At 33.9% G+C, this 14111-nt stretch carries 13 protein-coding genes; 3 read left to right on the forward strand and 10 right to left on the reverse strand.

What is annotated here, in order from left to right:
• Nucleotides 1-155: 155 nt before the first annotated feature.
• Genes N4A40_13985 through N4A40_13995 form a run of 3 tightly spaced genes read right to left on the reverse strand, consistent with a single transcriptional unit; the run spans nucleotide 156 to nucleotide 2245 of the window.
• On the reverse strand, nucleotides 156-1079 hold the full coding sequence (locus tag N4A40_13985) for a hypothetical protein (protein MCT4662962.1): 924 nt from the start codon (nucleotides 1077-1079) through the stop codon (nucleotides 156-158).
• Nucleotides 1072-1872 carry an ImmA/IrrE family metallo-endopeptidase gene (locus tag N4A40_13990; protein ID MCT4662963.1) on the reverse strand — a complete coding sequence of 267 codons (801 nt, stop codon included), beginning with the start codon at nucleotides 1870-1872 and terminating at the stop codon, nucleotides 1072-1074. Before N4A40_13990 ends, N4A40_13985 begins: the two co-directional genes overlap by 8 nt.
• Nucleotides 1862-2245: a hypothetical protein gene (locus tag N4A40_13995; GenBank protein MCT4662964.1), complete on the reverse strand. Its 384-nt coding sequence runs from the start codon at nucleotides 2243-2245 to the stop codon at nucleotides 1862-1864. Before N4A40_13995 ends, N4A40_13990 begins: the two co-directional genes overlap by 11 nt.
• Nucleotides 2246-2965: 720 nt before the next feature.
• Here N4A40_13995 and N4A40_14000 point away from each other — a divergent pair.
• Entirely contained in the window at nucleotides 2966-3826 is an 861-nt protein-coding gene (locus N4A40_14000; protein MCT4662965.1) for a DMT family transporter, read from the forward strand.
• Nucleotides 3827-3878: 52 nt separating this feature from the next.
• Nucleotides 3879-4901, forward strand: a complete 1023-nt coding sequence (locus N4A40_14005) for an NADH:flavin oxidoreductase/NADH oxidase (protein ID MCT4662966.1) — start codon at nucleotides 3879-3881, stop codon at nucleotides 4899-4901.
• A 7-nt stretch (nucleotides 4902-4908) separates the two neighbouring features.
• Here the strand turns inward: N4A40_14005 and N4A40_14010 are convergent, their stop codons facing one another.
• Together N4A40_14010 and rlmD are read right to left on the reverse strand one after the other, a co-directional pair.
• Nucleotides 4909-5781, reverse strand: coding sequence for a LysR family transcriptional regulator (locus N4A40_14010; GenBank protein ID MCT4662967.1), 873 nt, complete (start codon nucleotides 5779-5781; stop codon nucleotides 4909-4911).
• A 322-nt stretch (nucleotides 5782-6103) separates the two neighbouring features.
• Nucleotides 6104-7471: a 23S rRNA (uracil(1939)-C(5))-methyltransferase RlmD gene (gene rlmD, locus N4A40_14015; GenBank protein MCT4662968.1), complete on the reverse strand. Its 1368-nt coding sequence runs from the start codon at nucleotides 7469-7471 to the stop codon at nucleotides 6104-6106.
• A gap of 141 nt (nucleotides 7472-7612) precedes the next feature.
• Here rlmD and N4A40_14020 point away from each other — a divergent pair, with 141 nt between their 5' ends.
• Entirely contained in the window at nucleotides 7613-8860 is a 1248-nt protein-coding gene (locus N4A40_14020; protein ID MCT4662969.1) for a hypothetical protein, read from the forward strand.
• A gap of 42 nt (nucleotides 8861-8902) precedes the next feature.
• Here N4A40_14020 and N4A40_14025 read toward each other — a convergent pair whose 3' ends face one another.
• The 5 genes from N4A40_14025 to pfkA form a co-directional block, all read right to left on the reverse strand.
• Complete coding sequence (locus tag N4A40_14025) at nucleotides 8903-9502, reverse strand: hypothetical protein (protein MCT4662970.1); 600 nt, start codon at nucleotides 9500-9502, stop codon at nucleotides 8903-8905.
• A 165-nt stretch (nucleotides 9503-9667) separates the two neighbouring features.
• Entirely contained in the window at nucleotides 9668-10078 is a 411-nt protein-coding gene (locus tag N4A40_14030) for an acyl-CoA thioesterase (GenBank protein MCT4662971.1), read from the reverse strand.
• Nucleotides 10079-11188: an HD-GYP domain-containing protein gene (locus N4A40_14035; protein ID MCT4662972.1), complete on the reverse strand. Its 1110-nt coding sequence runs from the start codon at nucleotides 11186-11188 to the stop codon at nucleotides 10079-10081. It abuts the gene before it with no gap.
• 131 nt (nucleotides 11189-11319) lie between these two features.
• Nucleotides 11320-13074, reverse strand: coding sequence for a pyruvate kinase (pyk, locus tag N4A40_14040; GenBank protein MCT4662973.1), 1755 nt, complete (start codon nucleotides 13072-13074; stop codon nucleotides 11320-11322).
• A 13-nt stretch (nucleotides 13075-13087) separates the two neighbouring features.
• A complete protein-coding gene (gene pfkA, locus N4A40_14045) occupies nucleotides 13088-14050 on the reverse strand; it encodes a 6-phosphofructokinase (GenBank protein ID MCT4662974.1) in 963 nt (320 codons plus the stop codon).
• Nucleotides 14051-14111 lie beyond the last annotated feature (61 nt).

Raw genomic sequence — 14111 nt, forward strand, 5'->3', positions numbered from 1 at the left:
GCTAACAATTTTAGCAAATACAAAAAATGACAAACCATTGACAAAATAGTTTGTCATTTTTGATTTCCTCCTTGAATTTTTTGTATTAAAAAAAAGCCTTCTCAAAATAAAAACTTACTTTGAGAAAGCTCAATAATTACTAAATTTTTTTATAATTAATGTGCAACACTGAAATTAGATTCTGTAATAATTCTATTCAATAATTCTTCTTTTGTATATAATTTCCTAACAAGCTGAATATCCTCTTCACCCATACAATATACCTTTATATTGCCATGAGATGATGCATCTAAAATTTCCATCATCTCATTTGTACTTGTTAAAATTTGTTTTCTATGCATCTCATAAACTAATCTTGATGTAGTAAGTTGCATCGGTGCTCTTACACTATGCTGCTTTTCAATATATTGCCTAATTGAGATTACATGGTTCCTTATTTTCAAGTCATCACTTAAAATAATGTATTTTCCAATTGGTATTTTTGTTAATATCACAATTAATATGAGTATTAATTCTTCAGCTAAGCTATCACCTTCACATTTTTGTTCCCTCGAAAACTTAAAGAATCTCTCATAATTATCCTCACTTCCAGGTGAAGAACTCAATATCTTCGATTTCAAAATTTCAGGCAATTCTTTTATCACATTATTTATAGCAGTTTTAGATTTACTAACTTCCTTAATAGCATATCCTAATAACTTGTTTGCATCCTCTGAATTAATATTCAGTGCCTCTTTTATTATTCCAAGAGAATTTTCCTCGTCTAACAACAGTATTGAAATACCATTCTCGTTGATTTTTCTAAAGTAATCCACTTGAACCTGATCAATGTCACCATTATTTGAAGACAGTTCCATCAAAACAGTTCTCGTAATAATTATATTCGCCCCATGAAGTTTAATAAACTCAATTATTGAGGAATTTGATTTAGCATTAGAATGATGTATGAATGAACACGTATCATAAAAGTAGTGTTTTTCTGATGTATAAAATTGATCTCTAATCTGACTTGCCTCGATGATTAAGAATTGTTCTATCTCACTAAAGTTATTGGGAACTTTCTTATATACTTTACTCATCTTTAGATACCCTTATAGATGCGTATAATGTTTCTATACTTTGTAAAATATTGTTCAAATTTACTTCAGACAATAAATCTTCATTAACTAGTCTTTGACCTTCTTTTTTTAATACTTCTACAAGATATCCCATTTCATCTTTAAGCGAAGGTTCTAATATTTCTTTATCCAACCAAAGTTCATCAAATAAAGCTTCAACTTTTTCTAAATCATAATCTAACAATTCCTTGACTATACTAGAATCTTTTAAAATTTGAAGTTCAAATAACCTAATCAAAACAGCCATAAAGGGTGAATTAAAATAGTTCATTAATTTTACAATAACATATTCAATTTTTTCAAAATCTTCAATAAACAAATTAAACATTTTTTCAAATTCTACTTCAGGCATTAATAAATTAGCTGCAAATAGATTGGCTTTACTTTCATTTTCATTAGCGAAATATTCTTGATTAAAGTGAACCTCACGCTTCTCATTAATATAGTCTGGCGTTCCATTCAGTATATGATATACATCATGACAGAATGAAAAGTACATTTTGCTTCTTGGTTGATTTGAATTCAGAAGCAAATATTTACTATAGCTAGTAGCTAGATAACAAGCCCCAAAATCGCTGTCTTTCATCGGAATTTCTACAATAAGAGTATCTAACCTTTTACCAATTTCTCTCATAACCTTTGGAATATCTCCATCTAGAAAAACTTTGGTATTAAAGTTTTGAATTGTTTTTTTAACACCTAATTCATATTCTCGGTTTTTTATTATTATTTCCTTAAATCTACTAAAATTCATAATCAAAAACCTCTAATGAATCTCGATCAATTTTCTTTTGAATGCCTAAGATTGCATCAATATGCTCTAAAAAATCAAATATTTGATTAGCTAATTCTTGTTTTGATTCATCAACTGCTCCCATATAAAACGCTATTGAAGTAGATTCTTTATACTGAGATTGTGTCAACTCAAGATTGTCTTTCATAAAAAAACTCGCTTCTTTTCCTAAGCATTTTGAAATTTTTTCCATATCTTCATACTGAATATCCTGTTTTCCATTAAGAAGTCGTGAAAATTTATTCTTTTCAATTCCTGTAAGTTTCACAATGAAACTATTCTTAATACCATAATGCTCAATATACTTAATAAGGTTATGAATAAACTTTGACATAACATCGCCTCCTCTTACTATTATTGTATCATATTTTGATCTTTTTATCTATCTTTCTTATTTGAATTTTATTTTCCAAGAATTAAATCATTTTATTGTTAAAAAGTGTATCATTCATTGATACTCAAACCAACGCACCCTTGTCCTGTCCAAGTGTTCATTATATATTGCTATAAATAGCTCAATCTTTGTACCAAAAATAACCACTTGAAAAGCCCTTGAATTCAAAAATGAATTTCAAGGGCTTTTGCTATCTATTATATTCAATTTTCACTAAAACTATAGAAATCGCAAAAGTGATTGAACCCAAGTAATATCAACGGTTGTTGCGGTTCAGCCTCACCACACTCTCCACATGTGTGGGTTCTATCATAGGAATACACAAAATCGCCACTTTTATGTATTCCCAAGGACTTTTTTGCTGTGCAATCTTCCTCAACTTTCAAACCTGTCTTGAAAACAAAAGTTAATGAATAAGGATTCTTTATACCAGATTCATCAACCTTGCCTTCCGAAGACTGCGGTTTGATTTGGGGTATTTGAAATTAATTGTTTTTTCTTTCAATCAATGAAAAATCAAATATCAATTGATAATCTCTTAGGACTAAGTATCAAGATATTCGATTGGTACAAACAGGATCTTCCGTTTGTATCCAACTAGTAGCACCTGTTATATTTTAATTAGGCAATACCAAAATAAAAAAAATACGGAGGTTAACAATGAAATCATTTATCAATATAGTGATTGCGATGACATTATGGGGAAGTTTAGGTATTTTTATTAAAAATATAAATCTTCCATCAATAGAAATTGCATTCTTTAGAGCATTTATAGCAGTAATATTACTATTGCTTTCTCGTCCTATATACAAATCAAATGCTCAAACAGTTTCTACAAAATCAAGATGGTTATTAGTCTTGTCAGGTATAGCACTTGGACTAAACTGGGTTTTCCTTTTCAACGCTTATAAATACACAACAATTACAAATGCAACTATAAGTTATTATTCTGCCCCGATATTGGTTATAGTATTTTCAGTAATTTTAGGAAAAGAAACAATGACGATTCAAAAGATATTCTCACTTGTTATGGCATCAATTGGACTAGTTGTAATTGTTAGTCAAACATCATCAACTCAATTAGGTATTTATAATCATGCACAAGGCATATTATCCGCATTAGCCGCTGCAATTCTCTATGCAAGTGTTATCTTAATTAATAATGACATAAAGTCTATTCCTGGATTTGAACGGACGTTGATTCAACTGATGGTGTCTACTATTACCTTACTTCCATTTGTAATATATAGGAGTAACATAATGTCAATTTCTTTAAAAAGTATTTCTTTATTAGTTGTAGTGGCTTTTTTTCACACCTACATTCCCTATTTACTCTATTTTTCAAATATAAAGAAAGTAAAATTACATCAGGCTGCGCTTTTAAGTTACATTGATCCAGTATCTGCAATTATTTTCGGTTTGCTTATATTCTCAGAACCACTTACTTTAGGACACGCTATTGGTGGATTATTTATACTCGGCCCAGTTTTCATTAATTCTAGAGCAATAGAAGTTAACTAGAAATTTCGCTATTGCTCAGAACTTATTAAATATATAATATTAGGAGGTTAAAATGAAGTTATTAGAAAGTTTTAAAATTGGAAATGTTGTCATGAGAAATAGGTTGGTTATGCCACCTATGTGTATGTTTTGTGCGACTGATGGTTTTCCAGATGAGTTACATTTATCTCACTACACAACTAGAGCACTAGGTGGTGTAGGTATGATTATTGTTGAAGCAACTGGTATTGAACCTAATGGTAGAATAACAGAACAAGATCTTGGTATTTGGGATGCTGAACATATGGAAGCATTTAAGCCCATCACAAAAAATATAAAAAAGTATGGCGCAGTTCCAGCGATTCAACTATTCCATACTGGTAGAAAATGTGAAATTGAAGGCGCAACACCAATTGCACCAAGTGTAATTGAAGATTCAACTTTTGCTAAACCAATTGAAATGGATATTGATCAAATAAAAAAAGCACAGAGTATGTTCATAGATGCATCATTAAGGGCTGTCGAGGCAGGATTTGAAGCTATTGAAATTCATGGTGCACATGGATATCTAATCCATCAATTTTTATCCCCTTATACAAATCGTCGCACAGATTCTTATGGTGGTTCTATAGAAAATCGCACTCGATTCTTGAGTGAATTGCTTATGTCACTTAAAGATAAATTGCCAGAAGACTACCCTATTTTACTGCGTCTTTCTGCAATTGATTACGTTGAAGATGGTCTAAAAATTGAAGATACAATAAAAATTATAAAACTGATAGAAAATTATATAGATGCTATCCACGTTACAACAGGTGGTATATCTCCTAGTTCAGGTCCTACTAAAACATATCCTGGCTATCAATTATCTTATGCTAATGAGATTAAGAAACACTCTACTTTACCTGTTATAGCAGTCGGCTTGATAAGAAATGAAGATTTTGCTGAATCAATTGTAAATCTTAACCAGGCTGATTTAGTTGCAATAGGAAGAGAAATAGTAAAAAATCCATTTTTACCATATCAGATTGCTTCTAAACACGGCATTGAATATCCTCTTCCAAAAGGATATGAATATGTTTATCATAGAAAGTAATCTAAATTTAAAACAATGATGTAAGAATCATATCAATGAATCTATTTATTGCACTTGGCATCTCTTTTACTTTTTTATATCCAATCATATATTCAATATCATATTTTGAAGAATTTAGGCTAATTGCATTAATCTGACCCAGTTTTATATCATTTTCAATACACATCTTAGGCAATATTGAATAGCCTATACCACTTGATATGAGTTTCTTTATTACTTCAATTGACCACGTTTCCATAGAAGATTCTATGGAAACGTGGTTATCATTATGAAATTCTCTCATAACAGTTTGATAAATACATCCGTTTTCAGTTATGCAAGCTGTTAAGTCATTAGATAGCTTCTCTAGTGATACAAACTCATAATTAGGTGGATATATTAAATACATTGGGCTACACCCTAATGATTGGCATTCTATATTAGGATTTGATTCGATTTTTTTTGTAAAAACTGCTAAATCTATTTCATTCTCTATCAGTAATTTTTCATATTCTGATTCAGATTTATTGGATATTTGAAGACTAATGTTAGGGTGTATCGCTCCATATTTCTTTATAACATCACTTAATTTATACAATAAAAATGATTCCGATGTTCCAATTTTTATAGGTCCAGTGTAGCATTTTTCTTTACCTGCTATATCAAGTAATTCATAGTAATAATCCTTTATACCAGAAAAAGTACTGATCATGCTCATTCCTTTATCTGTAAGAGTCAGACCAGATGGCTTTCTATGAAAAAGTTTGACGCCTAATTCATCCTCTAAACTTTTTATATGAAAAGAAATCGTTGATTGAGCATAGTTTAACTTCTCAGCAGCTTTAGTAAAATTACAATATTCTGCTACTGTTATAAATGTGAGAACATGTTTTATATTCATTTTAATCACCACCTATATTCTCATTATAACATAACCCATCTCAAAACTTTATGCTGCTTACATAGATGATTGCGAACTGTTCATTATTCCCTTAAAAAATTGCCCTTCTCGTTCTTCTAACGAAATAACTAATTCTGCATAATGATGGATTCTTTCTAGCATATTTGCTCTTGTTCAATATTTCATAACTGTGTTTATCCATCATCTTAATCGCTCCTCGATTTGATGTTTTTTTGCAAAAACAAAAGAGATATGCATCTGATTTTATTATCAAATCCTATCTCTTTCACTCTCTCATAAAGTTCTCTGAAATATAGCTATTCTAGTGATTTTTTCTTTGCAACTTTACCACCGTCTCGACATGAAGCGAATGCGGAAACATATCCACCGGCTGAATCTCCTCAGCCACATAACCCTTCTCCATCAAATACGCTATATCTCTAGCGAGTGAAGCTGGGTTACAAGAGACGTAAACCACTTTTTCTGGGTTCATTTCTACTATGGTGTCTAGTACTGCTTCGTCACAGCCTTTTCTAGGTGGGTCTACTACTACTACGTCTGCTTTTTTGCCTTCTTTGTAGAGTTTAGGGAATACCTCTTCCGCTGTCCCTAGATAGAATTCTGCGTTTTCTATGCCGTTTCGTCTAGCGTTTTCTCTAGCGTTTTCTATGGCTTGTTTTACTACTTCTATGCCGTATACTTTTTTGGCTTTTTGTGCGAGAAATAGTGATATACTTCCTATACCGCAGTAGAGGTCGTATACTGTTTCTTCTCCAGTTAGCCCTGCTTTTTCTAGTGCTTTTTGGTATAGCACTTCTGTCTGTAGTGGGTTTACTTGGAAGAATGATTCTGGCGATATGACAAATGATAGATCTCCGATGTAGTCTATTAGTTGGTCTTCGCCGTATATCTTGACTGTTTTGTTTCCCAATATGACGTTGGTGTTTTTCTCGTTTATATTTATCTGTATGCTTTTTATCTGCTCTACTCTCTGAGTTAGTAGATCTATCAGTTCTTCGCTATGTGGTAGTTCACTACCATTTATTACTAGTATCAGCATCACATCTCTTGTTTTAAAAGATGTCTTGGTGATTATATGTCTCACTAGACCTCTTTGATGTACTTCGTCGTATGCTGGTATTTGATACATTTCCATGAAGAATCTGATGATATCTATTATCTTGTCGTTTATTTCATGCTGTATATAGCAGTGTTTTGTATCTACTATGTCATGGCTCTGTGGTTTGTAGAATCCTATCTCTAGTTTTCCTTTTCTCTCTCCGACTGGGAACTGTGCTTTGTTTCTATAGTAGTATGGTTCTGCCATTCCTAGAGTGTCTAATACTTCGATATGCTCTAGGTTGTTTCTTCTGAGCTCTTGTTTTACTCTCTCTTTTTTGAGTCTTAGCTGCTCTGCATAGTCTATGTTCATTATCTGACATCCACCGCATATGTTTGCTATAGGACAGATAGGCTCTCTTCTATGCTTAGATGGCTCTACGATTTTCATGCATCTAGCCACAGCATAGTTTTTCTTTGCCTTTATGATTTTGGCCTCTACTCTATCTCCAGGTATAGCTCCTTCTACGAATATGGTATAATTATCCTTTTTTGCTACCCCTGTAGCTTGGTGACTTAAATCAACTATGTCCAATGTATATATTTCTTGTTTATTTACCGGTCGTTTCATATAATTCTCCTCTCATTACCTCATCTTATTATACACATTTATTGCGCTCTTGAAAACTCCTGTATTTTCGCACTAAAATTGTTTAAATCTTCTCAATTTTGGGTTACAATAATAATAGGAATAATTTAAGGAGGCTACTCTATGCGTACACTTACAAATTTATTACTTATTTTCGTATTATGCTTTGCTGCATTTGGAATCAATGTTACATATGCACCACTAGCTCTGACATCAGAAAATTTCGAGACAACGGATGATATCAGTGCTGTTAGGATTTCTACTGATTCAGACACTGAGAATTTTTCAGGTAGTTTGTCAGTGTTCTTTGAAAATCCACCATCTATTACTTATTTCGTATCTAGCGTCGACAATTTGTTTACACTAGAGTTATTAGATGGAGAGACTTCTATATTTACAGAAGAAGTTGTCCCAGTAGAAGATGAATCTCGTCCTTATGAATATACTTTCGACAAGGAAAAGCGCTATGAGATTCCAGTCAATTATGATTTTTCTAGTTCTACTGTTTCTAATTACAAGTTAAGACTTTCTAGCAATTTTGATGAAAGTATACAGCCACTAAAGTTTGAGTTTTCTCATGATTCTCCGTATACGTATATACCATCTAAGACTGCTGAGTCTATAGAGAAGTACATGACTGTATATGTACCAGATGCTTCATATAGCTATAGCGTTCCTATTTCTCTTCAATCTACTGAACTTTTAGATAGCTTGACTGATAGGATGAAGTTCCTTCAAAAGCCTATAAATGGTTTCAAAGGTCTTGCTCCTATTCAAGTATTAGGTGAGTTCAATTATGGAGTAGTAAAAAAGGATACTTTATATCTAGATTTGAAGAGTAGCGATCCATTGTATAATGCATCTTCTGCACCATCTATGATGAGATCTATACTAAATACTTTTGCTCTTTATTACGATGAACCTATACAGTTCTTGGTTGATTTCAACAAGAAGGGTACTTTCTTCTCTGGTCAATCTATAAGAGAACCTTTTGTTAGACAAAAGCGAAATGTGTCATATCATTTGTTGAAGGGCTCTGGCAGAGATTATCTAGTAGATGTACCTGTTTCTATAGCTCCTAATGCTATTTTAGAAGAGAAGGTAAAGGCTCTTGTCGATAATCTAAAGCAACCTATTGACAATAGGCTCATGAATGTATTGGAAACTGATTTCACTTACAATGGTGTCGTGTTGTTAGATGGTACGCTATCATTTAATATTAGCGAACAGTCTAGTTTGTCTCCTTGGCAAGTGGATGCTATAGGTTTTACCCTACTAAGTATGCCAGAGGTCAATACAGTTGATCTTCGAAAGGGTTCTCAAACTATAAAGATATTCAATAGAAATGAAATGATAAATACAGCCGAATAGACGTTTTAAAGCCACTGCCTAAAAGCAGTGGCTTTTTTTATTCTAAAGTATCAGTACTCTTTGAATAGCTCTAAGTATTATTTTAGCTGTTTCGTATTCGAGTATTACAGGACTTTTTTCATATTCACCTTTTGATTCGTTCAGTTCGTATAGCTTCACTCTCCATATGTCGTCTTGTTCGTCACTATCTATGCTAGCCCATGATATAGAGATTGTTTTCTCATCATTTAGATTGTAAATAGCCCATATATTTGATATATGATTTGATTCTATATCTCGTATGACCATGTAGCTATCTTGACAATCGACTCTTTTTTCTTGTTTTTCCAAGCCGTATTTTTGGGCTATATCAGCAAGTTTTTCATCCTGCTTAGAATCATTTTTGCTAGAATTGCTTGTGTTAGAATTAAATTTTAGATATTCTGATTTAGCTTTTGATTTCATGTCATCGATTTTATCTATTCCACCACATTTTTCTATGTACTTCGAAATGTCTTCACCTTCTAAAAGCTGTTCATATCCCATCTGCTGGGTGATGTTATTGTTGATGCTATGACCAATATCACCATTAGCTAGAGCACCTCTTCCAGCAATAATCGCTACTCCAGCTGCACAGACCATAGCCAAAGCCTTAAATTTCATGCAAATCACCACTCTCTCCAATATTAAAAAATTCACTGTCATTATACCATCAACAAAACTTAACAACAATACGAATTCCACAAACAGCATGAATATTGGAATAAAAAGCATTATTGGACACAAAAAAATCAGATTTTGGATTTCTAAGTACATCAATTCATAATTTTAATTTTCGCTTGCCGCTCTAAGTTTTTCATCCCACTCTCTATGTGTCCTTCTAAGCTTCACTGGTTTCATGTCTCTGTCTACAAATCCATGCACGGTGTATCCTTTTGCTATGCATTCATCGTCTCTGAGTATCTCATAATCTAGTATGAGTTTTACTCCTTTGAAGCTGCGCACGCTCGTTCTTATTGTCAATTCATCGTTGTAATACGCGCTTTTGATGTATTTGCAGTTTACTTCTGCTACTGGGAGGTATATACCGTCTTTTTCAAGTGATCTATAGTCTACTTCTATGTGGTCAAATATCGCATCTCTACCTAGTGTGAACCAGTTGAAGTAGTTTGCATGATATATGACTCCCATCTGATCTGTCTCGTTGTATCTTGTTTTTATTTTTATGTCTACTGTCATTTAATTTACCTCGTATAGTATTTTTTCTATGGTCAAATCGTGTACTTTCAATAAATCTATTTCTCTCTCTGTCTGACCTTCTATGTTGAGTGTTTTCACTATTGGTCTGAGAGGATAGTTTAGGTGAGAAGCTCTTACAACTGCACTCGCTCCATTCGAAAGTTTGACTAGTGTGCCCTCAGGATATGGGTTTATGTTTCTCACAAAATAGTTTGCATACTCAAAATCAAATAGCTGTCCGCCACATGCCATGATGTATTCTATGGCTTCATTTGGAGGAACTAAATCTTCCTGATATGGGTTTGATGTCAGTCTATCGTATGTGTTCGTTATGGCTACTATCCTTGCAAATTTGTGTATATTTTCTTCTTTTGTGTGTCTAGGATAACCAAGTCCATCCCATCTTTCATGGTGCTGAAGTGCTATGATTCTAGCTCTACCGCTTAAGTTATAGTATTCTTTTAGGTAGTTATATCCAACCTCTGCATGAGTCTCATACAGTTTTTCTTCTTCTTCTGAAAGGTTCATTTTTGTAAATACTTCTGGATCTATTATTACTTTTCCAATGTCGTGAAGTATAGCTCCTACACATAGGTCTTCTAGGTCTTTTTTGTTTAATTTTAGCTGAACCCCTAGTACTAGAGACAATACTGCTACATTTAGGCTGTGCTCGTAGGTATAGCTATCCATAGTTTTTATGTCTACTAGGTTTATGAGTGTCGATGTCTTAGATAGTATCTCTTCTACTAATTGCGAAGCTAGTTTGTTCATATCCTGTATATAGTTTTCATTTCTTTTAGCTACGTTTTTTTGTTTTATGCCTTTTGCACTTTGCAGTTCTGATTGTATGGCTACTATGGATTTTTCGTATGTCTCTCTGATAGCGCTTATGGCTTTTTGTCTGAGTTCTGGTTTTATGATGTCTTCTATTTCTCCTTGGCTGTACTCATCATTTATATAAATCATATGTATGCCGTTTTCATATATTTTCTTTAGTATACTCTCTGTCAATTTGACACCTTTTTTCAAAAGTACACTTCCTCGGGCATTGTATATGGTTTTGGCTAATTCACTCTCTGGCTTGATACTATTTATCGGTACTAATCTCATAATCTCTCTCCCTTGCCCTGCTTTAAGTCTTTATTTTATTATATTATATCAAAAAAACGAATTTTTTATAGTGTTAATACAAAAAGAAGGTAGAACCATTCAGTATGATTCTACCCTCTTTTGTATATATTCTATAAAATATTTGCTTTTCCTTTGAATATGAGACCTCTTTCAGTATCTACTGTTATGATATCTCCATCAGATAGTTCTTTGGTCACGTCTTTGACTCCAACTATAACTGGTATACCTATCGTGATACCGACTACTGCTGCATGTGATGTAAGTCCACCACGTTCTGTAAGTATAGCAGCTGCTTTTTGCATATATGGTACTAGTTCTTTGTCTGTATCTCTAGCTACTAGTATGTCTCCATCTTCAAACTTAGCTTTTGCTTCTTCTGCTGTAGTCGCTATACATACTTTTCCAACGGCTGGCTTTCGTCCAAGTCCAGTACCTTTTAGTATGATATCTCCAACTACGTGTACTTTTATCATGTTTGTTCCACCAACTACCCCTACTGGAATACCAGCTGTGATTACTATTATCTCACCTTGGTGGATATATCCCGCTCTAACTGCACTTTGCACTGAACCTTCTATGGCATCATCTGTAGATGTCATTTTTTCAGTCTCTACACTGTATACTCCCCATACAAGCGCTAATTTTCTCATTACTTCTTTAGATGGTGTTGCTGCTATGATCCAAGCATCTGGTCTATACTTTGATACCGATCTCGCTGTATAACCCGATGATGTTGCTGTAAGAATAGCATTTACGCCCAAATCTTTTGCTATAGTTCCTGTTGCATGACTTATAGCATTTGTTATCGCTACATTGCTAGATCGAACGTTTCTCAGCATGTTTTTATATGACTCAGAACCTTCAATTTTCAGTGCTATTCTTGCCATAGTTTCAACTGCGCCTTTTGGATATTTACCAATTGCAGTTTCTCCTGATAGCATGATAGCATCTGTTCCATCTAGTATGGCATTGGCTACGTCTGTAACTTCCGCTCTAGTTGGTCTTGGATTCTTTATCATAGAATCTAGCATTTGAGTAGCTGTTATAACAGGTTTTCCTGCTTTGTTACATTTTTGGATAATCATTTTCTGTACCAATGGTACATCTTCTGCTGGAATCTCAACTCCTAAATCTCCACGAGCTACCATGATTCCATCAGATAATTCTATGATATCGTCTATGTTTTCCACGCCTTCGTGGTTTTCTATTTTCGATATGATGTGAATGTCGCTTGCATCGTTTTCTTCTAATACTCGACGAATTTCAATCACATCTGTTGGTTTTCTGATAAATGATGCCGCTATGAAATCTATGCCGTTTTCTATACCAAATTTGATATCCCCTATATCTTTTGATGTAAGTGCTGGCAAGTTAATCTGTACGCTAGGTACGTTAACTCCTTTTTTGTCTTTTACTACACCTGGATTTTCTACTATACATAGTATATCCGTTTCATTGAGTATTTCTTCAACCTTTAAACCTATTAGCCCGTCGTCTATTAATATTCTATCCCCGATTTGAACATCTTGTGGCAAGTTTTTGTATGTTATACCGCAGATTTCTTTGTTTCCAAGTATATCTCTAGTAGTGATAGTATACTTCTGCCCTGCTTCAAGTGTTACTTGACCTTCTTCAAAGTTTAACGTTCGAATTTCCGGTCCCTTTGTATCTAACATGATTGCTACCGGTTCGTTCAAATCGTCACGTACTGCTTTTATCAAATCAATTTTCTGCTTATGCTCTTCATGTGTTCCATGCGAAAAGTTGATTCTCGCTACATTCATCCCCTCTTGAATTAACGATTTAAGAATATCTTCTTGTTCCGTTGCCGGTCCAATCGTACAAACTATTTTGGTTTTTTTCATGAATTATTCACTCCTATATAGACAATATTTTAGCAAGCTCATAAATATCTGCTCTAGGTCTTCTCTCTACTGCTAATGCTTCGTGGATTTCCATATCTGTGATTTCAATCCCTTGAACGCCGATAGCACGTGCTGACTCGCCTTCTAATAGGAGTTTTACTGCTTTTTCTCCCATTCTACTAGCCAAAATTCTATCGTAAGCTGTAGGTGCTCCACCTCTTTGGACGTGGCCTAAAACTGTTACTCTAGTCTCTAATCCTGTCTTTTCTTCTAGTTCTTTTCCTAAGTCTAAGGCATTTTGACTAACGCCTTCAGCTAGCATAATGATATTATGCAATTTCCCACTATTTCTACCTTTTATCAAGCCCTGACATAGTGTATCTACATCAAAACCATGTTCTGGAATAAGTACGCTCTCTGCTCCACCTGCCAAGCCCGAAAATAAAGCAAGGTCTCCACAGTGACGTCCCATAACCTCTATGATATTTGTACGTCCATGTGAACTAGACGTATCTCTAAGTTTTGTTATCAAATCCAATACAGTGTTAAGCGCTGTATCAAATCCTATAGTTTTTTCAGTGTATGCAAGGTCGTTGTCTATAGTTCCTGGTATACCAACTGTTTTGATTCCAAGATCACTTAATACTCTAGCTCCATTGAATGATCCATCTCCACCGATGACAACCAATCCTTCTATCCCAAATATATTGAGCATGTTTACAGCTTTTTTCTGACCATCTTCAGTCTTCATCTCTAAACATCTCGCTGTTTTAAGTACTGTACCACCTTTTTGAATTATATCTGATACAGATCTTGAATCCATTTCTCTTATATTTCCATTAATCAGGCCGTTGTAACCATTTTCGATTCCCATTACGCGAACTCCGTTGTATAGGGCCGTTCTTACTACGGCTCTTATGGCTGCATTCATGCCTGGAGCATCTCCTCCACTCGTTAATACTCCTATTGTTTTCATTTGTACTTCCTCCTTTTAACTCGAGATTGTTAATTTTTAGCCAAGCGCATAACACTTTTCC

It is taken from the genome of Tissierellales bacterium, from assembly GCA_025210965.1.
Taxonomy (GTDB): Bacteria; Bacillota; Clostridia; order Tissierellales; family JAOAQY01; genus JAOAQY01.

Coding starts and splice junctions, on each gene's coding strand:
- N4A40_13985 (MCT4662962.1), bottom strand. CDS start 1,079: ATGAGTAAAGTATATAAGAAAGTTCCCAATAACTTTAGTGAGATAGAA.
- N4A40_13990 (MCT4662963.1), bottom strand. CDS start 1,872: ATGAATTTTAGTAGATTTAAGGAAATAATAATAAAAAACCGAGAATAT.
- N4A40_13995 (MCT4662964.1), bottom strand. CDS start 2,245: ATGTCAAAGTTTATTCATAACCTTATTAAGTATATTGAGCATTATGGT.
- N4A40_14000 (MCT4662965.1), top strand. CDS start 2,966: ATGAAATCATTTATCAATATAGTGATTGCGATGACATTATGGGGAAGT.
- N4A40_14005 (MCT4662966.1), top strand. CDS start 3,879: ATGAAGTTATTAGAAAGTTTTAAAATTGGAAATGTTGTCATGAGAAAT.
- N4A40_14010 (MCT4662967.1), bottom strand. CDS start 5,781: ATGAATATAAAACATGTTCTCACATTTATAACAGTAGCAGAATATTGT.
- rlmD (MCT4662968.1), bottom strand. CDS start 7,471: ATGAAACGACCGGTAAATAAACAAGAAATATATACATTGGACATAGTT.
- N4A40_14020 (MCT4662969.1), top strand. CDS start 7,613: ATGCGTACACTTACAAATTTATTACTTATTTTCGTATTATGCTTTGCT.
- N4A40_14025 (MCT4662970.1), bottom strand. CDS start 9,502: ATGAAATTTAAGGCTTTGGCTATGGTCTGTGCAGCTGGAGTAGCGATT.
- N4A40_14030 (MCT4662971.1), bottom strand. CDS start 10,078: ATGACAGTAGACATAAAAATAAAAACAAGATACAACGAGACAGATCAG.
- N4A40_14035 (MCT4662972.1), bottom strand. CDS start 11,188: ATGAGATTAGTACCGATAAATAGTATCAAGCCAGAGAGTGAATTAGCC.
- pyk (MCT4662973.1), bottom strand. CDS start 13,074: ATGAAAAAAACCAAAATAGTTTGTACGATTGGACCGGCAACGGAACAA.
- pfkA (MCT4662974.1), bottom strand. CDS start 14,050: ATGAAAACAATAGGAGTATTAACGAGTGGAGGAGATGCTCCAGGCATG.